The sequence below is a fragment of the Nocardia arseniciresistens genome (assembly GCF_046764875.1).
GTDB lineage: Bacteria > Actinomycetota > Actinomycetes > Mycobacteriales > Mycobacteriaceae > Nocardia > Nocardia arseniciresistens.
Genome location: NZ_JBKORD010000008.1, coordinates 178,700 through 203,298, shown reverse-complemented (window position 1 = coordinate 203,298; position 24,599 = coordinate 178,700). Strand labels below are relative to the sequence as shown.

20 protein-coding genes are annotated in these 24,599 nt (G+C 64.8%); 2 read left to right on the top strand and 18 right to left on the bottom strand.

The window, feature by feature from the left end:
- Positions 1-83: 83 nt before the first annotated feature.
- The 8 genes from ACLMAJ_RS16800 to ACLMAJ_RS16765 are packed head-to-tail and all read right to left on the bottom strand — an operon-like array spanning position 84 to position 10,694.
- Entirely contained in the window at positions 84-2,582 is a 2,499-nt protein-coding gene (locus tag ACLMAJ_RS16800; protein ID WP_412014631.1) for a hypothetical protein, read from the bottom strand.
- A 7-nt stretch (positions 2,583-2,589) separates the two neighbouring features.
- On the bottom strand, positions 2,590-2,898 hold the full coding sequence (locus tag ACLMAJ_RS16795) for a hypothetical protein (RefSeq protein WP_412014630.1): 309 nt from the start codon (positions 2,896-2,898) through the stop codon (positions 2,590-2,592).
- A 35-nt stretch (positions 2,899-2,933) separates the two neighbouring features.
- The gene (locus ACLMAJ_RS16790; protein ID WP_412014629.1) at positions 2,934-3,302 is read right to left on the bottom strand and encodes a hypothetical protein; all 369 of its coding nucleotides are present in this window, start codon (positions 3,300-3,302) and stop codon (positions 2,934-2,936) included.
- Positions 3,299-4,042 (bottom strand): hypothetical protein, encoded by a 744-nt coding sequence (locus ACLMAJ_RS16785; RefSeq protein ID WP_412014628.1) that lies wholly within the window; start codon positions 4,040-4,042, stop codon positions 3,299-3,301. Before ACLMAJ_RS16785 ends, ACLMAJ_RS16790 begins: the two co-directional genes overlap by 4 nt.
- Entirely contained in the window at positions 4,042-4,389 is a 348-nt protein-coding gene (locus ACLMAJ_RS16780) for a hypothetical protein (protein WP_412014627.1), read from the bottom strand. Before ACLMAJ_RS16780 ends, ACLMAJ_RS16785 begins: the two co-directional genes overlap by 1 nt.
- Positions 4,386-5,915 (bottom strand): PPE domain-containing protein, encoded by a 1,530-nt coding sequence (locus ACLMAJ_RS16775; protein ID WP_412014626.1) that lies wholly within the window; start codon positions 5,913-5,915, stop codon positions 4,386-4,388. Before ACLMAJ_RS16775 ends, ACLMAJ_RS16780 begins: the two co-directional genes overlap by 4 nt.
- Positions 5,916-5,945: 30 nt before the next feature.
- Positions 5,946-8,411, bottom strand: coding sequence for a hypothetical protein (locus tag ACLMAJ_RS16770; RefSeq protein WP_412014625.1), 2,466 nt, complete (start codon positions 8,409-8,411; stop codon positions 5,946-5,948).
- Between the two features lie 45 nt (positions 8,412-8,456).
- Positions 8,457-10,694, bottom strand: coding sequence for a hypothetical protein (locus ACLMAJ_RS16765; RefSeq protein WP_412014624.1), 2,238 nt, complete (start codon positions 10,692-10,694; stop codon positions 8,457-8,459).
- A 393-nt stretch (positions 10,695-11,087) separates the two neighbouring features.
- Between ACLMAJ_RS16765 and ACLMAJ_RS16760 the strand changes: the two genes are divergently transcribed.
- Complete coding sequence (locus tag ACLMAJ_RS16760; RefSeq protein WP_412014623.1) at positions 11,088-12,530, top strand: C40 family peptidase; 1,443 nt, start codon at positions 11,088-11,090, stop codon at positions 12,528-12,530.
- A gap of 13 nt (positions 12,531-12,543) precedes the next feature.
- On the opposite strand, the gene ACLMAJ_RS16755 is transcribed toward ACLMAJ_RS16760, so the two are convergent.
- Complete coding sequence (locus ACLMAJ_RS16755; protein ID WP_412014622.1) at positions 12,544-13,818, bottom strand: transglycosylase SLT domain-containing protein; 1,275 nt, start codon at positions 13,816-13,818, stop codon at positions 12,544-12,546.
- A gap of 91 nt (positions 13,819-13,909) precedes the next feature.
- Positions 13,910-14,506, bottom strand: a complete 597-nt coding sequence (locus tag ACLMAJ_RS16750) for a C40 family peptidase (protein ID WP_412014621.1) — start codon at positions 14,504-14,506, stop codon at positions 13,910-13,912.
- A 139-nt stretch (positions 14,507-14,645) separates the two neighbouring features.
- Here ACLMAJ_RS16750 and ACLMAJ_RS16745 point away from each other — a divergent pair, with 139 nt between their 5' ends.
- The gene (locus ACLMAJ_RS16745) at positions 14,646-14,849 is read left to right on the top strand and encodes a hypothetical protein (RefSeq protein ID WP_412014620.1); all 204 of its coding nucleotides are present in this window, start codon (positions 14,646-14,648) and stop codon (positions 14,847-14,849) included.
- A 66-nt stretch (positions 14,850-14,915) separates the two neighbouring features.
- Here ACLMAJ_RS16745 and ACLMAJ_RS16740 read toward each other — a convergent pair whose 3' ends face one another.
- The 8 genes from ACLMAJ_RS16740 to ACLMAJ_RS16705 all read right to left on the bottom strand — a co-directional run bounded on the left by ACLMAJ_RS16740 (position 14,916) and on the right by ACLMAJ_RS16705 (position 24,470).
- Positions 14,916-17,249 (bottom strand): hypothetical protein, encoded by a 2,334-nt coding sequence (locus tag ACLMAJ_RS16740; RefSeq protein ID WP_412014619.1) that lies wholly within the window; start codon positions 17,247-17,249, stop codon positions 14,916-14,918.
- Between the two features lie 128 nt (positions 17,250-17,377).
- Positions 17,378-19,906 carry an ATP-binding protein gene (locus ACLMAJ_RS16735; RefSeq protein ID WP_412014618.1) on the bottom strand — a complete coding sequence of 843 codons (2,529 nt, stop codon included), beginning with the start codon at positions 19,904-19,906 and terminating at the stop codon, positions 17,378-17,380.
- Positions 19,906-20,400 carry a hypothetical protein gene (locus tag ACLMAJ_RS16730; RefSeq protein WP_412014617.1) on the bottom strand — a complete coding sequence of 165 codons (495 nt, stop codon included), beginning with the start codon at positions 20,398-20,400 and terminating at the stop codon, positions 19,906-19,908. Before ACLMAJ_RS16730 ends, ACLMAJ_RS16735 begins: the two co-directional genes overlap by 1 nt.
- Positions 20,397-20,657, bottom strand: coding sequence for a hypothetical protein (locus ACLMAJ_RS16725; protein ID WP_412014616.1), 261 nt, complete (start codon positions 20,655-20,657; stop codon positions 20,397-20,399). The genes ACLMAJ_RS16730 and ACLMAJ_RS16725 overlap by 4 nt, the downstream gene beginning before the upstream one ends.
- Positions 20,658-20,675: 18 nt before the next feature.
- Positions 20,676-21,683, bottom strand: coding sequence for a conjugal transfer protein (locus tag ACLMAJ_RS16720; RefSeq protein WP_412014615.1), 1,008 nt, complete (start codon positions 21,681-21,683; stop codon positions 20,676-20,678).
- 67 nt (positions 21,684-21,750) lie between these two features.
- Positions 21,751-22,902, bottom strand: a complete 1,152-nt coding sequence (locus ACLMAJ_RS16715) for a GAF domain-containing protein (RefSeq protein ID WP_412014614.1) — start codon at positions 22,900-22,902, stop codon at positions 21,751-21,753.
- A gap of 169 nt (positions 22,903-23,071) precedes the next feature.
- Complete coding sequence (locus tag ACLMAJ_RS16710) at positions 23,072-23,965, bottom strand: ROK family protein (RefSeq protein ID WP_412014613.1); 894 nt, start codon at positions 23,963-23,965, stop codon at positions 23,072-23,074.
- A gap of 52 nt (positions 23,966-24,017) precedes the next feature.
- The gene (locus ACLMAJ_RS16705) at positions 24,018-24,470 is read right to left on the bottom strand and encodes a hypothetical protein (protein ID WP_412014612.1); all 453 of its coding nucleotides are present in this window, start codon (positions 24,468-24,470) and stop codon (positions 24,018-24,020) included.
- Positions 24,471-24,599 lie beyond the last annotated feature (129 nt).

The window sequence follows — 24,599 nt, the reverse complement described above, 5'->3', positions numbered from 1 at the left end:
TGTGATCGCCTTTACATTCGCGGTCAGTTCTATTCGGCTGCACCACAATCAGTTTCACGACTTCGCCGACACCGGCCGCTGCATCAGCGTCCCGGCCCTGCCGTAATTGTCGGCCGTCGTGCCGTCCCGGCGTCCGGTGCGGGCCCGCGAGATACGGGCGCGACGAAGGACGGGTGCCCGACGACCTGCGCGTGCGCGTACGTCGCGTCACGCAGTCCCTGGCGCGACGGCCCATCCTCCATCAGCAGTACAAGCTCGTCACACCTGCGCTCGAACACCATGCCGCGCAGGGCGGTCAACCCCGATGCCGAATGGCCCGTGGGCTGATCGGATCGCAACTCACCGAGCGCGACGGCGGACACATCGGTTCGCTGCGCCAACATCGTCGCCGCCAGCAGATCATCGGCGTCCCGCAGCTCGTCCCACCAGTCCTGCGACACCTCGCGCCCCTTGCCGAGCGCAAGGAGAACACGCTCGCGCAGCGCCGGTGCTCCGAAAGCTTCCGCCGATCCCAGTCCCGCCCTGCCGACCCGGACATGTGCGTCCGTCGCCAGTTCCATGCAGCGCCTGCCGAATTCGGCAGGCGTCGCGGCGGCGACCCGATCCAACAGCGCGGGCGCACCGACCAGGCCCAAACGGTCGACGAGGCCCCCTCGCGGCGCGCTCAGATCCATCGCCGACGAGGCGCCCACCTCCCCCGCCGACGGCACATCGCCCAACTGCCGTCGCATGTTCACATCGATCCGCCCCGACGAGGCGAGCGCCGTCAGGTTCGCCCCCGACTTGCGCCCCCAGGCGAGTGCGAATTCGGCGAGTACCCGCGCCGGATCGGCCACGCCCTCCCAGCCGGCCCCCTCGGCGACCTCCCAGACCCAGGGAATCGATACTTCGCGTGGCAGAAACAGCCCTGCGGGCAGCCATCCGCGACCTTCGTTCGATGTCATGAACGCGCTGATGCCACTGGGGTGCCGCATCACCGACACCGCCCACCCGACACCGACCACCGACGAACCCACCGCCGCGAGCAAACCACCCAGAATCGTGCGTGCCAGCACCAAATCGCCGTCTACCCGTTCACCGAGCACGAACGACGGCGCAGCGGCGACGGTCATGGCGGCGCCGACGACATCGCGGATCAGTTCGTTGCTACCGCCTGCCTGCGCCGGCTGGCCTTCCGATCGCTGACCGTCGCGGTTCGCCGATTGCGATTTGATTACCGGCGCAGCGGTGTTCGGCCCTGGGGTCGCCGCGCCTGCCGAAACCTTCGGCATCGCGGGGGGCGCCTTCGACTCCATCGGAGAGGTAGTCGACCGAGTGGGAGACTGCGGCGATCCCGCCCCGGACTGCGCGCCTTGGGTCGACGACCCGGCCTGCGCGGAAGCGGTGGTCATCGACGACCCGAGTGCCGCACCCGGCATGGTCGACATGGGCATCGCTATCTGCGAATCCGAATCCGAGTCCGCCATCACCAGTCCGGCCGCTGCCAGCGCGTCCAAGGGGACGCCACCGGTGGGTGTACTGGAGACAGTCGCCCCGGCCGTCTCATCACGTGATCTCGATCCACCGGCGGCAAGCGGGGAATCCGGAGCCGCATCGTCATCAGCGCCGGCGGCCGCGGCATCAGGGGCCTGCGAACCCGAATCCACTGCGCCTTGGCGCGACGGCGCGCTCGCCGCAGCGCCCGAGTAGTCATCGTGACCGACTATCGGTGCGACCGGCGTCGCGGCCGTTGGACCGCCCTGAGATGTGGTGGGCGGTGCGAACACATTCGAGGACGGAATCTCGGACCCGCCGACCGTCGGGCGATCAGCCTGGCGGTCAACGGGATCCATGTCGAATATCGGGCGATCGACAGGCTGGCTCCCTGGCAGGCCGAGGATGTCGTCGAGCGGGAGATTCGGCCGCAGCGGGCCTGGCATACCTGGGCTCTGGTGGTCGGGTCGGTGCGGTGCTGAGCCGTCATCGGAGCGCTGGCGCGGGTGCTCGGTAGCAGGGCGGTGGTCACCCGGCCCGCCGGAAGCACTGGGCTGTCCGGCCTCCCATGGCCCCGGCATGCCGAGCACGTCGGCGATGACGGCCAGGCTCGGCAAACCCGTCGGGCTGATCGAGCCCATCGCGGTTCGCGTCACGTCCTCGACCTCTTCGCGCGCCCCGGTAATGATGCCGGGGATACGCGCCCGTGCCGCCTCGGCTTCGTCCTTGTCCTCGGTGCTGTCGGCGGTCCGCGATTCGGAGTTGGCGCGCGCGGTCGCCCGCTCCACGATGTCCAGGATCTGATGCCGAGTCCGGTACACCAGATCCGAGAAGTCGCCGAAGGTGTCCGCGGCCGCCTCCAACGCGTCCGCGAAAGCCTGCGGGTGGGCGCGCTGCCTGAGCATGTCGTCCTTCACCGGCTGCAAGCCGGCGCTGGAGCGCACTTTGTCGTCGAAGGCACGACGGTGCTGGTCGATGTCGAAGAGATCGAGCGCGGCGGCGGCCTCACGCGCCGTCACCGCGAGCGCGCTCCAGTCCGAGGGAGGAATCTCCGGCCAGTTGTCGCCGACGATGGCATTCCAATACGGGCTGTTACGCTCCGGCTCCATCAGGGGATCAGATCGACACGCGACGGACCTGGTTACCGCCCGTGGTATCCGCGGCGGCGATCGCACCGGTGGTGTGCTCGGTGTGTTCGGAAGCATTCTCCGCGCGCCTGTCGGCTCGCGGTATGGCTTCACGGATCGTGTTGGTCATCCAGTGACGCACCGTCTCGAGTCCGCGGTCGAGCTCCGACTGGGGACGGTGCGTCGGCACCAGATCACGGACCACCGTCTGCACTTGCGCGGTGGCCGTTGTCATCGACCCGGTGAACTTGCGGGCGACCGCGTTCACTTCGTGCGGCTCATCCATATCCAGCGTCATGGCGGTGTCCTGTCTCGGAGTTGACGGGTTCTCGTTCAGGTGGTGGTTCTGCCGAATTCGGCATCCTCCATGGCCCGGTAGGAGGCCTCGGTCGGGAGGTCGAACGAATCGATCGTGTAGGGCAGCGAGCCTTTGCGTTCCATCTCGTTGCGCAGCCCCACCCGCGATTTCGCATGGGCGAGCCGCGCGAGCTTGAGGATCTCGGCGGCCAGCCAGTCATCGCCGTTTTCGAGAGCCTCGTCGGCGACGTGCATACCGATGATCTCACCGTCCCTGTCGCACGCCACCCCGGCGCTGTGATCGGGATTGAACACCTCGAAGGTCCGGTTCTGGTACTCCAGCGGGTCGTATTCCGACTCCTCCGCCTCGAAGTCGTCCACATCGAGCGGAAACATCTCTTTCATCGGGTGCCCTCCGAGAGTCGTTGTGAGGATTGGGATCTGACCGAGTAGTCGGCGACGGACCCGACGGGAGGCCCGCCGGATTCGGAGTCCAACCGCTCGGCGAGCGCGGACCAGGCTTCGTCCTCGATACGCATCACGTGACGCAGCGCCCAGAAGCGGGCCCCGAGGTACATCTCCCCCGTTCCATCGAGCTCGAACTCGAGATGGTCGGGCCCATCGCCGGTGGCGTTGAGAGTGATCGCGGTGACCGGGGGGCGGCCGTCGTCGACGTTGACAATCAGCGCGCCGCTGCCAGGAATGAAGCTCTGCCGCAGTCGGGGACTCGAGCCGATCGCGACTTCGGTGCAGTTGGTGGTGACGGTGACTTCCGAGTTCAGCATCAACTGCATCACCCAGGAGCGCGCGGCCTCCTCCGGATAGTCGGCATTGATCGACATGGCAAGGGTCGCTGCGAGATCCACCACGAGCAAGGCCTCGGATGTGGTGACACCGACGATGACCAACCGCTTGGCGGTGCCCACCGGGTGCGGCAGATCGTCGGCAGCCACCGTTATCACGTCCGAGCCACCACCGGACCCGGCCACGGGATGAGCGACGACGGTTCCGGTAGCCACTTCGACGGTGTAGGCGGCGATAATCCCGGGCGCCTGTTCGGCGACACCGGCCAAGCGGACCAGCCCTTCGTCATGCAGCCATCGCACCGTATCGGCGATGGAAACCTCGGGGGTAGCCGCAGTCATCACGCCTGGCTCGGCGTAGCGGTGGCCGACACCGATTCCTCGTCATCGGCCATCGAGGGTGGGACTTCCATGATCGTCTGGTACTGGCGAGCAGCGTCGGCCGTGCTCTCGCGGATGGCGGCCATGATCTCGGCGACCAACTCGGCCCCGGTGAGCCTGGCGGTCGTTCCCGCGGCCAGGTACAGATCGGTCAACCTGCCCATCGCGTCGACCTCGGGAATGACCGCGCCGCTCGGCGATGGTCGCCTGGCCCGGATGCTGTCGATCCGTTCGCGCATGTCGGCGATCTTGTGCCGCAGGTCGCGTGCGGCGTCCAGCGCGGCCTGCACGTCGGGATGAATAGTCATGCGGTACCTCCGGATTGGGTTGAATTCTGGTTGCTCGGTCCCGGCGTCGGCGGCGTAACGGTCGGGGCGATGGTCGGCCGCTCACCGATGACCAAATCCGTATGCGGTGTGTCGTCGACATACATCAGGCGATCGGGGTGCCATGCCACCACACGACTGCGGTCGCCGCCCGCGCCACCACCGCCACCACCCATACCGCCGGGCCCCATCGGCATATACGGCATCCCTGCACCGCCCATTCCCGCCCCCCGCGCGCCGGATGTCGCATTCCCCGCGAGCGGCTCGATCACCTGGGTGCGAGGCAGTCCGCTGCTGCCGCCACCGGCGAGACTTCCCGTGGGGGCGACCGTCGGCAGCCCTGCGCCCGAGAAGTTTTTGATGTTGGCGGCCGACGGAATGCTGCCGACCGATGACGGGCTCGGGATGGCACCGCCACCACCACCACCACCGCCACCACTCGGAATCATGGTGCCCGCGCCCGGAATTCCGACATCCCCGTAGTCGTCGAGGCCGTAGTCCTCGTAGTCATCGATCGGCGCTGAGGTCTCCTGCCCCTGCCCCATCCCGGTCAATCCGCTCATCAGTGCGGGCAGCATCGACATGAGCGCGCTCGTGTCCATGCTTTGACCCGTTCCGGTGCCGGTCCCCTTTCCAGTGCTGTCGCTCGATTCTTCACCCGTATCGTCACCCTCGGGAACCTTCGAGCCGACGGTTGTGGTGTAGCCCGTGATCGTCTCCGCCGAAAGTGCGTTCTGCGCTTGGAACTTGGCCAGGGCTTCCTCGATCGCCAGCTCGTTCTTCGACCGCATCGCCGAGAGCAGCTTCTTACGCGCGGCGATGATCTCCTGCGGCGTCGGATGCTTGTCCTTCGCCGTCCGGAACGCATGGCCGTAGGTGTCGGCGGCGTCGGCCAGCGTGTTCATTTGGTTGCCGTACCGGTCCAACCAGCCACGGTGCTTCTCGATGTCGGCCGCCGCGGCCGACCCCACGGGCCGCCAGTTCTGCATTGCCCGCGCCGCTTCTCCGGTGCCTTCCATGGCGGTCGCGTGAAAGGCGCCCGCGAACTGTCGAATCGAGTCCGCGAAGCTGTTCGCACCGCCGGGACCCGGCCCATTGTGCAATTGCTGCGCGAAGGTCAGCGGATCGACGGTGGGGCCGGTCGCCGGGAAGGTATGGACCGGAGGCCGCCGCAGGCCGACCTGCTCAACCACCGGAACGGGATTGGCGACCTCGCCGCCACCGGTGCCGGAGATGTCGCGCGCGCCCGCCCCGTCAGCTTTGCTGTACTCGTTCGCCGCCGCGCCGACGTGGTGAGCGGTCTGCTGAATGTTATTGAGAGCCTGGAGCATTCCGTTGAAGAGCGTGGCCGCGTCGTTATTGAGCCGCGGCACGTACGACGCGGAGATCGGGTCGGTGCCCGCGGGCACGACCCAGCCTTTCGGCAACGCCATCCCGGTCTGCCGGGCCAGCTCGGCGAGCTTCGCCGCGTTACGGACAAGTTCGTCCGGGTCGACTTCCAGCGCCATCGTTGTCTCCTCTCACCACTTGTTGCGCAATCAGCCCGCGGGCATCGCGACGACCGGCATCGCCCCGGCCGCGGACTGATCACCCAGCACCGGCATGTCGGGGACCGAGCCACCGTCCTTCGGCGCGGCCTTCTCGATCCCGCGCGGATGGGCGAATCCGCTGAATGGGCCGAATTCTGCGTCGCTGGCCATCAGCGGGGGCAGTGGCACCAGTTTGCCCTTCACGAGTACCTCGAGGCTGCCTTCCTGGCCGGTTCCGGCCATATCGCCCGTTCCGGCACCTGCGCCGGTTCCTGCCCCTGCGTCGCCGCCGAATTTGACGACCAGAGCCGTGCGTTCGTCCTCCCACATGGCGACGTCGCCGGTCATCAACTGGCTCGGATCGACGCGCTCGCCGATCTTCTTGGGGTCGGTCCACTTGGCCTTGGTGTTCTTGTACGAGTCCTGCGCATTGGTGTCCTCGGTGTTGGCCTCCGCCGCTGCCAGCGCGTCGTAGACGACCGGCGACACCTGGACCGAGCGGCCATCTGGCTGCTTGAACGTGTACGTCATATTTCCGTCGGGACCCGGCGTGCGACCCGGCAGAGTACTGGTCTGCGCCGGCGGGGTTGTGGTTGGCGCGTGCACATTCTGTGTCGGAGGTGCGGTCGCCGGAGGTGCGGTGCTAGCGGGCGGCGCGGTCGCGGCCACGGCGGGAGGCGCGGTCGCGGCTGGGTAGGCCATGGCGGGATCGTCGTAACGACCTGGATCGAGGTTGTCGCCCATGCCCTGACCGAGGCCCTGGTTCATGCTGTCCATCATCTGCTTCCGCTGCAACATATCCATCATCTGCGTCCCCGCATCGGTCCCCATGCCGGTCCCGGCACCAGCACCGGCGAACGGCGACTGAGCCGAACTGGCCGGAGTCGCTGAGGCCTTGATGTCGTCGATGGCCTTTTGTATCTGGTCGCTGGTGCTGCCGGGGGTATCTCCCGTGGTCGTCCCGACGGGATCGGGGGTGGTACCGGGCGGATTGAGGCTGTTCGGATCGATCGTAGTGTCCGGGGTTTTGATCGGGTCCGGCGTCAGATTGGGGTTCTGCTGCGCGGCGGGCACACCGGTGGTCGCCTTCTGCAAGGCCTCCGCCGCCGCCGCATCGCGTTTTGCCTGCTCTGCTTCGAATTGTTTCGTCCAGGCGTCGATTTTATCCGCGGCGGTGTCACTGCCAGTGATGCCTTCTTCGGTGACACCCTGAATCTCCGAGAATGCTTTGCCAATCAGTATTGCGAAGTTTTGAGCGCTTCCATCCTTGGAGCCGACGACATATGTATTCATTCCAGCGATAAGTTGGGTAATATTCGCTTGACCGGTCGCGGATACAGTTTCGACGTCTTTCAACGTCGTTATCATCCCCTGCTCGATCCTGTCGAAGTTCGCCGCTTTTCCCCGCAATGTATCAGATGCCTGCGTGTACTCGGTGACACTCTTTCCCTGTAGTCCCGAAATGCTTTTCGGCACCGACGGCGTCTTCTTCAGCGTCGGATCCTTCTTATTCTTGAGATCACCGAAAAGTTTGTAATTCTCGTCGAGCGATGTCGCCACCGATTCCCCGGGCCCAGCGTGCCACTGTTTGAGCGCCTTGTATTCCTGGATCTCGAGCGGCTGTAATAGAAATCCCTGCCCGTCCGCGGTCGCACCCGGTGTCGCACTCAGCACACTAGGATCGGGTGTAAACGGGGGTGTCTCGGGGTAGAGATCCACATGTTCACCGTCCCACACGAACTTCCTATGCTCCGCCGGATTCGGGGGCTCCTTCTCAGGCGGATAGAGCAGATCCTTGCCCGCATTGAAGCCGAAGTTCAGGGCCGAGGAGCCGAGCCCGCGTAGCGTGTTGACACCCCAACCCGCTGCTTCACTGGCTGCCCCCGGTTTGAGAGCATTTTCTGCTCGCTTCAACAGTGCTTGATTTCTTTTCAACACCACATTGCGGGGTTCCCAAAAATCCACGCTTCTCTGCAGACGTGGCAGTGCGTTGTTGGCCGCAGTGATAGCATCGTCAGTAGCTGTGATACCTGCCGCCGCCGCTCTTTGACCCTCCGCCGCTTTCTGAATGGCTTGGGCTCTAATCATAGCGTTGGCCCCACGCCCACCCCGTCTCGGCAGCGCTAGCGCATCGGCCATATCTTGCGCCGCTTTGGTTTGGGCGTTCAGGGCCGCTGTCCTGGCATCGCCCGCGTTGGAGATAGTCCTGCGCGCCGCGGCCAACTGGTCGGTGCGCTTGGTAATTCCCGCGACGTTGGAATCCACCGCCTTCAGTGTCGTGCCAACTCTCTTCGCCAGAAGCTTGGCAGCGCCATTGCCCAACAGACCACCCACGGCGCCGACACCAGCACCCCGAATAATGTCAGCTGCCCCGTGCCCCTGGACAGCCTCGCCTAAGGCACCACCTGCGGCGGCCCCTGCGAGCCCGGCGAACTTATTGGGAGCAAACTTGCCGACGACGAGGGTCACCGTCATGTCGGTTGCGAAAGCCCCCCACGGGCCCCAGTCCATGAATACTCCTTACGCCGGAACTACCATGGACGCACCGGCAGCCGGATCGGCCGGCACGGTCGCGGACTGGATGGCCGCATCAGGTGCGGCCACGGCGATCTCGATACCGGCCGGATGAAGGAACCCGGCGAATGGACCGAAATCGCCCTGTTTGCCGCTTGCCTGAGCAGCAAAAGGCTTGAGTTCACCGTCGATGATCATCTCGAACGTGGAGTTCACGTCGGCTCCGAAAACAACGACCAAAGCTGAGGTTTCACTCCACGACTCGACCTCTCCCGGTATCGGCAGTCGCCACCATGCGACGTCACCGGTCATCAATTGATACGGATCGACCGACGAGCCGAGGCCCTGACCGGCGGGCACCGCCGCCGCGGTCTTGGCGTAGGCGTCCCGAGCATCGGTGGCCGCGGCATTGCCGAACGCGGCGTCGAGTGCGTGCGCAACCACCGCCGAGACCCGCTGGGTTCGCCCGTCCGGGAAGGTGTAGATCAGGCTGCCGTCCTCGCTCGGCGCCCGCACCGATGCCGCCATCGCCGAAATCGGCGTGGCCCCTACCCGACCGGGCGACGCCGCCTGCTGGGCCGTCGGAGCCGCGGCCGGCTGCGTCGAGGTCGCGGGCTGGGCTGAGGCTGCTGCTGCCGGAGTTCCGCCCGGCGCGCCACCGGTCTTCTCCCGGTCGTCGCGGCTTCGGTTCTCGTCGTCACTATCGCCGCTGTCGTCCGTACCGGCGCGGCGACCGGCATTGGCGAGGTTGGCCATCGCCAGCAGCGCCGGCGCGATACTCGCCGTTCCGGCAGCCGGACTCGCGGATGTGGCAGCAGCCGATGCGGGATCGGCCTGCGCGACCGGCGACGTGTCGGACGAGGCGGATTCGGTCTTGGCGGGGGTGGATGCGGCGACTTTTGAGGAGCTGTCGGCACCCCCGGTCGAGCTGCCGGTTTTGCTGGTCTGTCCGGTGCCCCACTCCCACGCCGGTGGTGGCGAGCCGACGCCCGCGGCACTCGCCTGGGACGTCGATGTCTGGACGGGCACACTGCTGTTGGTGAGATCTGGTACCGCGGTCGAATCTTTGCCGTCGTCGACATTTACAGCGCCGGGCTTCGCCACGTCGCCGGGCTTCTCCGCATCGCCAGGCTGTTCCTTGTTGATATCAGCGGCCAGTGCCTCGAACAGGTTCGCCCACCCGGGGTTATCTTCCGTTCCGTCACCGTTCATCGTGACGTCCAAGTTCATTATCGACGACTCGACTACAGCGATGAGATAGTTGTCCTCTGTAAAATCGGCTTCTTTGACGAGATTTGTTGCATCCAAAATTTCATCTTGTGCGTATTTAGTTATAGCATCGATATTAAATGGATGCGTTCCCGCCATTCCATTCGTTGATTTGATGAGGCTATCAATACCCGTTCTCCCCTCTTCGCACCCCTCGGCTCCCTTGCCGACCACTTGAGATACGCGGATATCCGCTTCACGAAGAGTGTGGTACCGAGCAGCCAACACATCGACCCGCGTCAAATAATTGGGAATGTTGGCCGCTTCTGCGCCTTTTATTTCCGGCACCGGCCGTTTTTCCGGAATTGGTGTATATGGACCGTCACCGAAGCTCTGCCAACTTCCCAGATATATTTGAGGAAGACCTCGATAGTTCGCCTCGGGTACAGCCGATAACGTGAGCCCGTCCGGCAATGCCTTCGGATCGGGCATCATCACATGCCGCAGACCTGCTGGAGTGTCAGCCGGACTGATATCAATAAGCGGGATCTCAGGAAATTCGGTCTTGTGGTCGCCGAAGTATAAATCGATTCTTTCACGTATTGTTTGAGGTAAATGAACTGCTGAATCAACCGTCCAGTGCCCGCCCGCGGCGCCGGCGAGGCCCTTAGCGGAGGACCATTTCTTGCCCACCAACCGAAGCGGCGTCTGAGATGCTTTCCAAGCCTCCGGCAGCGCTCTTCTGCCGCTACTGATCAGCGCTCTCCGCCCCCCGCTATAGCTGGCACGAATCGCGGTTCGCCCCGCGGACTTGACCATAGTCTTTACGCCGAGCCCACCCATCCCACCACCCAGGAGACCACCGACAGCGCCGTATGCGGCGCCCTCCAGCATTTTCGTGGGATCCCAGCCGCTCTCGAAGCCCGCCGCGATACCACCCACGACGCCACCGAGCAGCGCCGCACCTGCCGGGCCGCCGATCGCGTATCCGGCCATGCTCGCGACCGAGCTGGCGATATCTCCCCAGAGACCCATGCCGGCAGCTACCTACCCGGCGACGAGCAGCAGCGGCCGACAACACCTGCCACCACAGTAAAGTTCGCTCTCCGATCGACTGCGCCACTATTCGCATCGGACATCAACCGAACCGGGACAGGAAATCCAACATCGGCACCGGTCATGGCTCATTTCCCTTCGACGCACTCATTGTCGATGATTCCCATCAATGGGAACCGGGATCCAGGCCGTACCGGTCAAGATGGTCCTGGTAGCACGTGCGCGAACGCGCACGAACCACCTGGCCGCCAAACCCTTCCAGCCACAGGTGACCGAAGTAGGAGGAAATATCGGATGCGCCTCCGTCGCCCGCCTCCCCCGGCGCCGTTCACCGATGCTCACCTGTGCGAAATAGATGCCGGGTGGTGAATTGTGACTAGCACGGAGATGCCGCAGGGCGCTGATTTCGAGGTCGACGAAGGCGATGGCGAGGACGGTGAATCCACCGGCCCACTGACTCCGTGGACGGATCGGCCCGGACACAAGCAGGGGCGCCCCAGGTTGGGAGCCCCCGTGCCGCCCGGTGCGCAGACATCACCGGTGTCACCGGTCCAGCCGGGCGTCACCGGTCAGCCGGGTCGCAATGAAACGCCGCTGGGTACACCCGGACAGCAGAAAGCTGGGCCGGTGCCCGGTGCGGGCCCGCCCGCCGCGGCCGCGCCTGCCCAGCCGGCGCCCGCCGCGGTCGCGCCGAGCCCACCGGTCGCGGAGGGTGCGGCAGCACCACCCGCCGGGCAGGCTACGCGCTACGCAGAGCCGGAACCTGCTAAGCCTCTGATAGATCCGGACGCCCTCGGGGTAATCCTGCCCGCGGCCGCGACAGCGGGAACGATGGCGTTGGCCACCCTGCCGATGATCGCCTCCGCATTGGCGGGCCTCGCGGGCGGCGGCGGCACCGGTGGTGGTGGTGAAACCACCGACAGCGGACTCTCGCCCGAATCCGAACGCGCCCTGAAACTTCTCGAACTGCTTGCCGAGGTCTATGGCGACGGCGAGGCGAGCAGCCCCGAAGTCGCAGCCCTTCGCGAAGGACTCGGCGTCACCCCCGGCACCGGCGGAACCTCCAGCACCGGCGAAACCGTCAACGCTGTCAAAGCCCGCCAAATGTTCCAACGCAATGCCGCCACCGCGTTCAACAACGTCGACAACCAACTGCTCCGCTATATCTCCGGCCTTGCGGGCAACAACAAAGTCGACAAGAAAGCAGTTCTCGCGCTCGTGCGTGAAGTCAACGTCGCACTCGCCCAACTGGGTCCGCAGGCCTACACCAAACAAGGCCAGCAAAAGGTTCGCGAAATACTCACCGCCGCACTGAAAAAGGCCCACACTGTCGTCTCCGCGGGACAGTCCAACTCCACCGACACCGCCAACGCCATCAATCAGCTCACCAACCAATACCTCTACAACATCGCGGGCGCGAACTATTCATCCGGTGTGGGCAGCGGAGCAACTTCGGCGGCACAGCGGGCGATCGAGGTCGCCTTGGCCCAGAGCGGGAAGCCCTACGTCTACGGTGCCAACGGTCCGAATTCCTTCGACTGCTCGGCCCTGATGCAGTACGCGGCCGCGGCCGCGGGTGTCAAGATCCCGCGCGTCGCGGCGGATCAGTACAGCCAACTGCCCCAGGTCAACCCGGCGGATATTCGCCCAGGCGACCTCATTTTCCCAGCGAACTCGTTCAAGCCGTCGGGACTGCCGGGGCACGTAATCATGTACATCGGGAACGGCCTGTGTATGGCTGCCTCCAGAACCGGAGTTCCTCTTGGAACGGTCCCGTTGCCCCCCAGTTACCGCGCCACTCGTTGGGCGAACTAGCTACTGAGGACCATCAGTATCCGACGTACGAACCGCCGCCACGCATCTGCACGATCCCGGGCACATTACTGACAGAGCCGTAGCGATCGATCGAATACCGCACGCCTGCAACGATGTTGTCGACCGGATTCCAGATATCACGATGGCCGGGCGCAGCATAGGAATTGAAAGTCGGGTCGATGGTCTGCATCAAACCCTTCGACGGAATACCGGCCGCCGCATTGCTGTCCCAGAGGTTGATGGCATTCGGATCGCCACCCGATTCGTGTTGGATGATCGCGGCGATGTCGGCGGGATCGATCTGCCGAGTGTCGTAGCCCTGCTGGCGCAGGACCTGCAACGCCTCGTCGATCCACTGCCCCTGCTGTCCGGAAGGCCTGGCGCGTGGCGGACCCCCGCTCGGGACGCGCCCATCCGGGTGGGCGACCCGCCCCTCCGGACGGGCTACGCGGCGCCGTCGACGCGGCTTTGCGGGCCGAGCAGGCCGAGAGTCCTGCAGGTACCGATCGGCCAGTTTGCTCACGCGCTCCGCGGTGCCCGCGGCCACGGTTTGACCTTGCGCCAGTACCGTTCCCGCGCGCTGCACCGCGTTGATCAGTGTGGCGAGCAGAAAGTTTCGAGCCGCTGCGGCATCCGAGATACCAGCGAGGGCGATCAACGCGGTGTCGACCTCGGCGACGATAGCCGAGATGGCTGCTCGGCCCTGCGTGGTGCTCTCGGCCGCCCCATCGAGGACACGCCCGAGCTCGGCGTTCAACGATTCCACGGTGTTCACCCGCTGAGTCGTGTTGTGGCTGTTGGCCGCATACTCCGATCCGAGCTCGCCGATCCCCGCCATCGGTCTCGCCGACCCCGCTGCCGCCACGGCGGGAGGTGAATATGGCTGCTCACTATCGGTGGCGGGGTCACCGTCGCCGTACTGGGCGGCGATCGAAGTGAGGGCGGCCAACGCTGCCGTCGCCATCGGTGTCGCGGCACCGGACCAGGCAAGTGCGTCCGCTCGGGCGGCGGACGCCGGCCCAGCGATGGATGGGTCGGCAACCAATGGGGCCATCGGACCACGCGCGCCGGTGCCGACGGGCGACGCCGCGGCAGCAGCAGCTGGTGTCGGCAGTGTCGAGAGTGGCCGCGCGGGACTGCCCCGCGCGGCGGTCTTGACGGGGCGGCGCGGTTCCGCGCTCGCGACGCTCGCCTGAGCATCGCCGATTTCGGCACGTCCAGGTTCGGATCCAGGTTCGAGTTCGAGTTCGGGTTCGGGTTCCGGAGGATCCTGCTTCGTCGACGCCATCAGTACACGGCATGCTCTCGACCAGTACCTATGGCCTCGATACCGGGAACATTGCTGAGATCGACCTCCATGGACGGCATCACGACCGGCATCACACTCCGCCCCCCAACACCCGCTTCGCTCGGACATCGCGCGCTGTCGGGATCGCTCGTTGCACGAATCCTCCGGACACCGGATCGACTGTGACGAGCTGAGTGACGCTGACGGCTACCCCGACATGTGTCGGCGCACTGTCACGGTAATCCCAGAAGATCAGATCACCGGCCGATATCCCGGACGGATCGACGCGCAGCCCGCACACACCCTGGGCTGCCACAGTATTCGGCAGGATGACGACTGCCGGTTCGGTGCCCGCGACGGACGACCCGCACGAACCCCGGGCGGCCTCGATCTGCGCCACGGCTGCACCGGCCGACCGTTCACAGCGACCGACCTCGGCCGCCACCGATGCCTGGTAGATCACCGACCGCACCATCGCGGCGGCACCGACCCCAGTTCCCGAACTTCCCTGACCGCCCGCGTTTTCGGCCGTCGCCACCTGAGCGAGGGCCAGTTCACGAGCACACTCGACGACGAACCCGGTGGCGGTCGTCAGTGGTTGCTCAGGTTGCAGTGGCGCCGATTTCATCGCGGCTACGCAGGCACGGTGCCAGTCCGAGACTCCGGTGGCATCGGGCGGAATGGTCATTTTCGAGTACGGATTAGTAGTCGGTACCGCAGGTGAACGTGGCGAGGATGTTGTTCTCGGAGCGGAATTCCCAGTAGTTGCACGCGGACTCGTCGTCCCGGTCACCGCCGGATCCGGACCAACGAGACTGTCGCACTGATTGTTGAAACTCGAGGCCACCGACGAGGTGGAGGTGCTGACAACGAGCGCAAGCAGCACCACCATCCCGATAGGGCCACCTATTACCACCACTAGGCCCCACTTCCAGAGCGTCATCCCGGACTTCGAGTCCGCATCGGGCGACGAGCGCGAGGAGCGCGAGCGGCGCGAGCGGCCGTTGCCGCTATTCCACGCAATCGCGTAGGTCAGGAGACGACCGAGCATCGTGCGCCCTTTCCGGGAGACAAGGGATGGATGACAGGCTTTGCTGCTACCTCAGCAGTTCGGCGACCGGAGCCATCGCCGGGCCCCAGTTTCCGGGTGGTGGGTTGGTGCCGGGGAATGCCACGGAGTTCCACGGGGTTCTGTTGACTCCGGACGCCCACTGGTCGGTGTCGGCGGCGTTTGCGACCACGCCTCTGACTTGTCGCATCAGTTGCACGTCGGTGGGGTTTGCTATCAGCCTGTCGACGGCTCTCTGTGTTTGGAGGGCGTGTTCGTTGCCGATCCACTGCATCATCCGGCCTGCACCGATCTGGTCGACGCCGTGCAGGGTCCCAGTGGCATGATTGAGATCGCCGGCCGAAAGCCTCTGCAACTGCTGCAACTTGGCCGCGGTCGGCGCATTCATGTAATCCGCGACAAATCTCTGTTGCGGCCCAGCGGCGGCCCCACCATCCAAGGTGACCCCTCCCGGGTTGGCTCGGCGGAGTCGGAACGCCGACTCTTGCAGCGTGGCCAGATCGGCGGCGGCTTCGTTGATATTCCCGCGGCCGCGGGCGACGTCGTTGGACGACCGCTGGGCGTGTTGCAATGCGGAGACCACCTGGCCGAGTTGTTTATTCGCCAGAGTCTCGTCCTCGGAGTTCTGCATCATGATCCCCCTCGAACGAATCGCGTTGGTCATCAGTCGCTCATCGGTAAACCCGGCGCCCGAGAGCGCGCCCCACGCTGAATCGATCCCACCGCCGGCGACCATCAGACCGTCGAGGGCGGCCGCCGCGCCCCGGACCGTGTTGACGCCGCCGTAGCGCTCGGCCGAGAGTCGAGCAATCCTCGAGAACTGGAGCTGCTTCATCATGGCCTGGCTATTCGATTCCGCAAACCACGGCTGTGCAGCAACTCTCCACTGCGGCACCTGCGCTCGCTTCTCCAGTCTGGAAAACGGCTTGAGTGGCTGTCGCGTTCTCCCCCACAGCCATTCCGTCATGTGCGACCCGCCAATAGTATTCAGCGCGGCCATTGCGGTCAGCGCGCGGCCTCCCGGCATGGACCCTCCGGCCTTGGAAGCAGCCATCCCTAGGGCATTCCCACCACCACCACCGCCACCACCGCCACCGGCCCCCTGTATCGCCAGCGAGAACCGGTTCGCGATCCATTGGTTGCCACTACTGAGGCCGTGGCTGAGCCGCTGCAACTGCAGGACTGCGACGATCTCGACGATCGCGCCGATCACGAACACCGACATCACTTGCCCGCCGGCCTGCCGGAACAGGCTGGCGAGGAACAGAACATAAATACCGAGAAAGATGCTGTAGATGGCCATCCTGGCAGCCGCGATGAGACCGTCGACCAGGTTGCGGACCAGGAAGGTCTGCGTCGGTCCGTACACGAATCCGCCCGCGGCGAACCCGAAGATCGACATGAAGCCGTGGTAGATCGCATCGAGCGCAGCCCAGATGATCTTGATCGCCAGATATACCGCAAACATCAACAGCACGGCCCCCGAGAGCAGGAGCACAAGGCCGGCACCGATCTGTCCCACGCTCGGATGGTCTGCCTGCCACTTCGCGTAATCGTCGTTGCAGTTATCCATCCCGTCTTTCACACGGTCTTCGTCGCCGCTCGCTATTCCCGTCGTCCAGGCACTCCTGCACCCGGGCTGGTCGTCGACTATGTGACCGAAGTTCCATATCTGCAACGGACGCCGCGCGAAATTATCCGCCATATCCTTCTGCATCGACTCGATCAACTGCGTCGGATCCGGATGGCTATTGCCGTTCAGGCCCGCCGCAACCGAAAGCCCGACGTCACGCCCCTGGGCCAGCCATCCGTCCGACGAAAGCACCTCCGCAAGCGGCGCAGCCAGGAAAACCGGGCCGATGATCGCCACCCCGATCATCGTCACCACCTGGATCGCCGCTTTGGAGTGAAAGCCGCGCACGATAAACCAACCCACGAAGAACGCGCCGATCGTCACAGCCGTCACCAACATGATCGGTGTCGCGATCTGCCCGGTCAGACTGTCGGCAACGCCGCTCAATGCCGAGCCGAACATATCCAACCATTTGAAACTCAACGCATAACCGATCAACCAGATCCCGGTCGTCACGATCACGATCCACCCGGCGAACTCCAAGCTGATCACCAGCGACAGTGCCGTATTACCTGGATTGAGCAGGCCGCCGCGATCGGTCGCGAACATGTAGTTCGAGAGCTGGACACCCGAGGAGTCCTTGACGTCCATCCAGCTGAGCGCGCTGTTTGTCGACGATCCAGCGCTGGACGCCGCGGTGGCGACAGCTCCCAGACAGCCGGGAAACACGAACAGGACGAAGATGATCGCCAGGATCCACACCGTCCACCGTCGAGCACGGGACGCCATGACCCACTCACGGCAGCGCCTGCGCACCGCCATCGGGTGCCAGCGGGCCGGATCCCAGAACTCCAATTCCCCTGCCGACCATGACTTCCACGTATCGCGTTTCCGGATGACATGGTCGGCATGAACGGTCAAGGGACCACCTGGCGTTGCGAAATAGCGGTGCGACTGTTACCAGCGGCCGTCGGCGTGCTGGTGATCGCCTTCGCGCGGTCCGGGCGGGCGGGACCGAGGACCTTTCCTCGGCCGATCCGGTTCAGCGCGTCACGCATGAACATCTCGCCGCGGCGCTCATCGGGAACCTGGCGGCCGGGACCGATAGGCGGCGAGGTCTCCTCCCGCAATATTTGCAGCAGGAACGGTGCCTCATCCAAATCGACGCCGAGCCATTCCAAGCTGTTGCGGGCCAGGGTTTCATCGCGCTGGCGGAAGATGAATCGGTTGGGGATCAGATTGTGTGCGGCGCCCTGAAAGTCGGTGGCCGGATCGTGGGAGGCCAGGCCGATCGCGGCAAGGTGCTTACGACCGTCGCGACTGAAGTCCGAGGTCACCGCCGAACCGACCTGGGTCTGCGTGAAGTGGTGCGCCTCGTCACCTACGAGCAACCCGAACCTGCCGTTGTCGGTCAGGAACGCCTCCCGCGCGGTGACGCCGACCAGCTCGTACAGCGCGGTGCCCAACCGTTTGGTCAATGGCAAGCGGTTGTAGAGATGCGGAGTGGTGAGTTCCTCCGCCGTCGGCAGCGCCAAATTATGGCTGCGGACGACGGTGGCGGCGGCGTTGAGCTTCAGCGGTTTCAGCTTGGGGTCGAACAGTACCGGCACCCGCTCCACGATGGTTCCGATCCGCGCGGTGAGGTCGGCGTACTCATCCCCACTATTGGGGTCGTCACGCAGCCTCTGGACCGTATGGAATAGATCGAGCAGACTGCGGATACCGTGCGCGGCAATCCCTTTGGCCGTCAGCAGATTGCTGATAGCCGCTCCTGCCCCGGATGTCGGCGACAGGTCGAGCAACGGCAGGATCGAGTCGAGCGCACGCTCACCCGCGATCCGTGGTTCGAACAGCCGCAGCGGATCAAGGGACACCGTCGGATTCGCCAAGTCGATGATCACCGCGTCATCGATCGCGGAGGCGAAATGCGCCCACTCACCGACCTGACTGCGGTCGATGGCGAGGAATTGACCGCCCATGTCGTGGACGAGGACCGCCATGAGTTTCAGGAAATACGACTTACCCGACCCGAGCTCGCCGGTCACCGCGAAGGACGCGGACAGGTCGTGCAACGCCGCTTCCATGATCCCGAAGTGGATCGGCTCGAAATTGCCCGACAACAGGTTGACCCCGATCACCGGGCCACTGTCGTCACCGATCTGACTGGTGGTGAACGGCACGAAACCGGCCCACATGTCCGAAGGCACGATATGTGCGAAATCATCGAACGCCCGTCGCGGGTCGCTGCCTGGAATCAGCATCGACCACAGGTCGACCTGGGTGCCGACCGGCGCTGTCATCTCGACCTGGAAGCGCTTGTATCGGCGTTTGAGCGCGTTGACCGCATCCATTGTCACGTCGCGCGATGGCCCGCCGATCGCGATCACGGTAGTGAACGACACCTCGGACTCGCCGGTGTTGACTTCGTAGTGCTGGTTGTATTCACCGAGCATCTGCGCCTTCGATGTCAGCGTGTTCTGCGCGAACGAAACCTCTTGATCGCGCTGATCCATCTGCTCACCGAGCCGCCGCAGGCCGAGCTCGTTGTTTTTGAGCACCTGATCCGCGGGCTTGGTCGTCACCCGCATACCCCAGTCGACCGTGACGTCGCCGAGCCCCTCGAGGACACTCAGGAATTCACTGCCACCGGGAAAGGTCATGCCCGAGTACGGGAACGAGTGCGGCGTGAGCATTGCCTGATAGGACGGCCGGTATTCGAAGTCGGGCTGCACTACCTTGATGACCGGGATGAACGAGGGCCGCAGGCGCCGGTTGCTGTCGGCCTGAGCCCCTTCGTCGAGCGCCGCGGAGCGGAACACCGCCGCGGTCGCGTCGTCCAGAGCGCCCGCTCGGGTAGGGGCGACCGGATCACCTGCCGCGCCACGCGACAAATAGTGCTCCCACAACCATTGGAACAGCGCGGCGGGCACCGGGACCGGATCGAAATCGCCACCGATCCTGGACAGGATCTCGTTCGCCTTCTCGTCGTAGGCATCCAGGTCGGCACGCGAGAACGCGGTCGCATCGATCGTGGAGGTGGTGCCGCGCCAGATCCGGGACAGCGCGGAGATACCGGAGTTGCTGGCGCCGACCGGAACCGACAGCAGGAAGATCCGGGTCTGTGGCCCGATCGCGCGCACCCGCTCGAAGGAGGCGACCACTTCGTCCGCGTAGTCCTCGCACTCGTCGAGATCGACGCCCTCCACCATTTTGGTCAGCACGTCGATCGTATTCAGACGTGCCTGGATACCGAGCAGCAGCGACCCGTTCGGCAGGCTGTTGATCAGGGCGTGGTGCGCCACCTTGACGTCGTGTTTGTCGCCGGACTTGCGTAACCCGTAGCCGAGCGGGTTGATGAAATAGGTCGCGGTGATCAGACCCGAATGGGTGAACTGTAGGTGTCCGCGAATCGCGGCGGTGGGCTGGATATCACGTCCGAACGCCATCAAACACCCTCGCCCGGCGCCAGACTGCGGCCGTTTCCGATCAATTCCAGCAGTTGGACTCCTGCGCCGCCGCTCTTCGACGCGGTATTGGCCGACGGCCGGTCGGGCAGCAGGACGACCACGGACTCCTCGACGAACAAGGTAGTGCGTGTCGCATCGGAGCTGATCGGCATCCCGGACGCGGAGACCGGCTTTCGACTGACGATGAGCCGAAGCACCCACAATGCGCGCGAGGTCATCCGCACACCGGTGTAAGGCACAAGTCCGATGGCGAAGACGACGGCGATCGTGATAGCAAGACCGGTCGCGAAAGTGACGGCCGGATTGACCGGAAAGACCATGGCGCACACCGACGCGATCGTCATCATCGCCACCCCCCCGGTGACCTGCGGAAGCGTGTAAGGCCCGAACGGGAGCTTCTGCCCGTTCTGGGCCTTACCGATCATGGTGGGAACGCGCTTGATCGGCGTGAACACCTTGATCGTCTGGCTCACCGATAGCCACCGATCGGGTGGTCGGGAACCACGATATTCGAATCCGTGCGTGCGTAATTGACGAGTGTCGGCAGAATCCAGAACATCACGGCGGCAAGAATCGCCGATCCCGTGACCGTCAGGATCTTGGCAGGTGACAGTCTCGATTTGGCCGCTTCGCCGATCAGTACCCCCATGCTGAGGATGGTGATGACAATCAATCCTGCCCAGCGCACAAACATCAGAACGCCATAGAGGATATTAGTGAGATTACCCATCGGGTGCCTCTTCTCGGATCAATTCTGCTTGGCCGGCGGTATCTGCATCGTCGTTGTCGGCGGTGCTGTCGAGGTGCTCGATGCCCCCGAGCCGCGCGAGTCCTGGGCGCCGACAATAGCCAGCGGATTCGCCAGTGCGGGTACCGAGTCGATGGACTGCACCTGCCACTGCCCGCCGTTGCGCACCATCGACAGTGGGTATGCCAGTGTCGCTGTGGCGCCGCCGTCGGCCTTCGGGTTGACGGTCGCCAACACCTGAGCCGTGGCGTTGCCGGTGCCGCAACTGCGGTCGTCAGCAACAAGCGACACGAGTTCGACGGCGGTAAAGGGGGCAGGCTTCAGTGCCGTGATACCGGAGTCCTGGGTGGTGTATCGAACTACGTCACCCGAATTGGCCAGCAGCGCACTGAGGAATCCCGCCGCGACCTGCGCCAGCGGAGTCTCCGCCGCGCACGGGGAGGAGTAGGCAAGCGCGAGGTCGGCGCCGCGTGCCGGTGGCTCCACGACCGCGGGCACCGACAGTGCGCGTAGTCGTCCTTCGGACAGGGACACCGCGACCCGGTAGAACTGGCGGGGGTCCGCGGCAGTCGCCGTTGTGCCCTTACCGATCCGAGCCGAAACCGTCACCGACCAGACGTCGAGTCCGTTGACGGACCGCTCGCGCGAAACATAGACGACAGCGGGATCCGACACCACCCGCGCGGCCGTCGGCAACGAAATTTGCTGTGCGGTTCCGACATATTCGCCGATCCGATCCTGTTGTCCGGCAACAGCAGTCAGATAATTCACGACGAATTGTTCGGCAAATGAACCCGCTAATTGCGCACGTCCGACAATCGCGGTCGTGGTGTTATCCGACGGCGGCGGTGGATCCGAGGAGAAGAGACTGAAAAACGCGTGACCACCGCCGAAGACGGCGAGGACCGCCAGCACGGCGACCACAATATTGTCACGTCGGCGGCGCGCGACCATCCGGCGAAGCAAAGCTTCACCCGATTCTGGCTGCTCGCGACCCACTGTCCTCACTCTCGAAATGGTAGAGAGCACAGCCGATCCCGACCGGCGGCCCATCCCCATAAGTGGGAATAGTGCGTCACCACGCTGGGCTCTGCGGCATACGGCCTGCCAACCAGTGCCGGAGCTGATCGTCGTAGCCGATCGGCGCACTCCGTTGCCGCGGCTCCATGGACGTGCGGTTAGGCTCGAGGACTGGCACGTCGTAGCCGACACGAACGAGTTGCGCGATCGCCAGGCGCCCGCTCGAGTAACCCGGATACGGATACAGCAGCAGCGAAGTCGGCGTGTAGCCACCGCCGTAATTGAGAGCCCGAACCGTAACGCCCACGCTGTCGCCGGACTGCAACCGGTCGCTGAGCTCGACCAGACGCGGCCGATCGTCGGAATGGAACACGTCCACCGGCCGGAACAGATAGTCCCATCGGATCCACGGTGCGGGATCTGTGAGCCAATGCGCGATGCTGGTGTGCTCGAGCTGGACGACGGCCAGATGGGTTCCGGCGCGACGGTGCGCCTCGCGCAACCCGATTCGCTCCAGCGTGGGCCAAGCCGACGACTCGTTATCCGAGGAGATGTCCTCGATCAACCACCACGCGCCATGCCCTTGATCGTCGTCGCGCGCCCGAATGGTGATCCGCCACCGTCCCGGACGGGCCGGACCATGCGCGACGGAGGTCTCGAACTGTAACTTGTCACCGGGCTTGGGGTTGTAGAGCAGATCGAGCACCTCGGCATGCCGATCGAAGGTAGACACTCGGTGAAACAGCTCGGCAATGGACATTCTCGGCACGTACTGCTCGGCGGAGATACCCGACAGCTGCGTCATGCCGCTCGGCTGCTCTATGGTCTGACTCTTCAGATCCCATATCGCGCCGACCGCGGGGCTCAAATCCGGCACCTGCGCCGAGGCGGGCCCGAGCCACAGCCGGATCGCGTGCACGTCGCCGGTGGGCCCGAATACCGGCCTGATCAGCAGCTTGTGCGGACCTGCTCCGGTCGGCACCGCCAGATCGACATCCTCGGCCTGGTCACGAGCCGTCTGGACGGCCTGAGTAAGCATGGGGGTGGTGAGATTGTCATAAAGCGCGGGTGTTTTCGACAGCAGACGCTGTAGTGCGCGCTGCCAACCCGCGAAACCTCGCGGCTCATTACCGATCGAGGCCACCGACATGACGCCAGGCGTCAGGGTTTCCACCGTCACCCATGGAATCACTGCTTCACTACGCATCGCACATTGCCCGCTTCAGCCGTTGTTCCGGGCATGACCCAGATGAGACATCCTGTGACTTAGGCAATGTACCGTTGTTTAGCGGCTCAATCAACCGGAGTTTTCGAGGCCCGGTCATCCCGGGCACCCCGCCGAGTGCGGCGGTCAGTGGCGATGGCGTCTGCCCTGGTCAGCCACCCGGTGCCGTCAGCGCGAGTACGCCGGCTCCCGCCAGCACAGACACCGGGCCGAGCTTCGACTGCACCACTCGCAGTCCGGACAGGAAACTGAGCCGAGCATGGGTGGCAACCGCTTCATTGAGCGGTTTCCATAGCACGGGCCCGGCTTCGGAGAGCAGGCCGCCGACGGCGACAAGATCAATGTCGAGCAGCGCCGCCACCGATGCGATCGCCCTGCCCAGAGCCGTGCCCGCTCGCCGCATCGCGGCAGCGGGGATTTCGTCGCCCGTCACGGCGGCCTCGACCAGCTCCGGCACGGATACTCCCGACCAGCCCTGTGCGCGCGCCCACCGCAGCGCCGCCGCCCCACCCGCGACCGCCTCCAGGCAGCCGCGGCCGCCGCACTCACACGGGTCGTCGAATCCTGGAACCAATACGTGCCCGAGGTGACCGGCATTGCCGGTCCGTCCCACGACCACGAACCCACCCACCATGACCCCGCCGCAGATTCGATCGGACACATTGAGGACCAACGAATCCATCACGTCCTGGGTGGTACCGAGATTCCGCTCACCGAGGGCAAGACAGACCCCGTCGAGGGCAAGCCGAACCTCGGCCTTCGGAAAGGCCGCCTGTGCGGCGGCGACAATGGCGAAACCCGCACGCCATTCGGGAACATCGAGTGGCGCGACCACCCCGGCCGCCATATCGATCGGCCCCGCCGAAGCGATTCCCAACGAAGTGACTTCCCGACCCCCCGCGACCTCGAGCAGCAGTTCTTTGCACTGCTCCCATGCGCCGCGGGCCGGTACCGGAATTCTGCGGACGTCATCGGTGTCCACATCCGACGCTATCTCACTGACCGCGAACCACGAAGTGGCGATCTCCAGGGCCAGCACCGTCATGAGTTACCCACTATCAGAGAGAGATTCGTCGTCAAATGTCAACGCAGCCTACTCACAACGCGTCGGTTCCGGTCGGTTTCAGCGGCCGACCGAGCACTATGTGCCTGCGCGGTGCCGTCAGCGCCGGCGTCGTCCGAAGTTGCCTCGGACCATTGCGAATGATCTGCATCGGCCGCTTGTGATCGATCGGAGCGGTGCGGTGCCGGTCCAGATTCTCGATCACGCTGCCGGAATTGTCGTACGCGACGCCCGCCCAGATCATCGCGCGGGGGCCGTCACCGCGTTCGATGAGCGCCTGCACCATCTGCTCGCACTGCGCGAGCAGTGGGCATCTCTCGCACGTTCCGACGGCGGTTCGCCAGGAGTCGGGGTTTCCGGCGTCCATGTCCCAGTCGTCGGGTCCGTCCGCGCAGGGGGGGCGCTGCGTCGACTTGGTCTTGATCGGTGAGATCCTCGCCGGTACCGGGGTTTCCGTCTTCGGCGGTGCGATCCGCGTAATGCTCATAGCCATCTCCGGGGATGCCGAGGGCACGCCTATAGAGGCGTGTTCCATGGATCGGAAGGTCATCAGGGCTGCTCGACAGTCCCCGGAACCCAGCCGCGATTAGCTGGTCAGACGCACGTTACTGTGTCG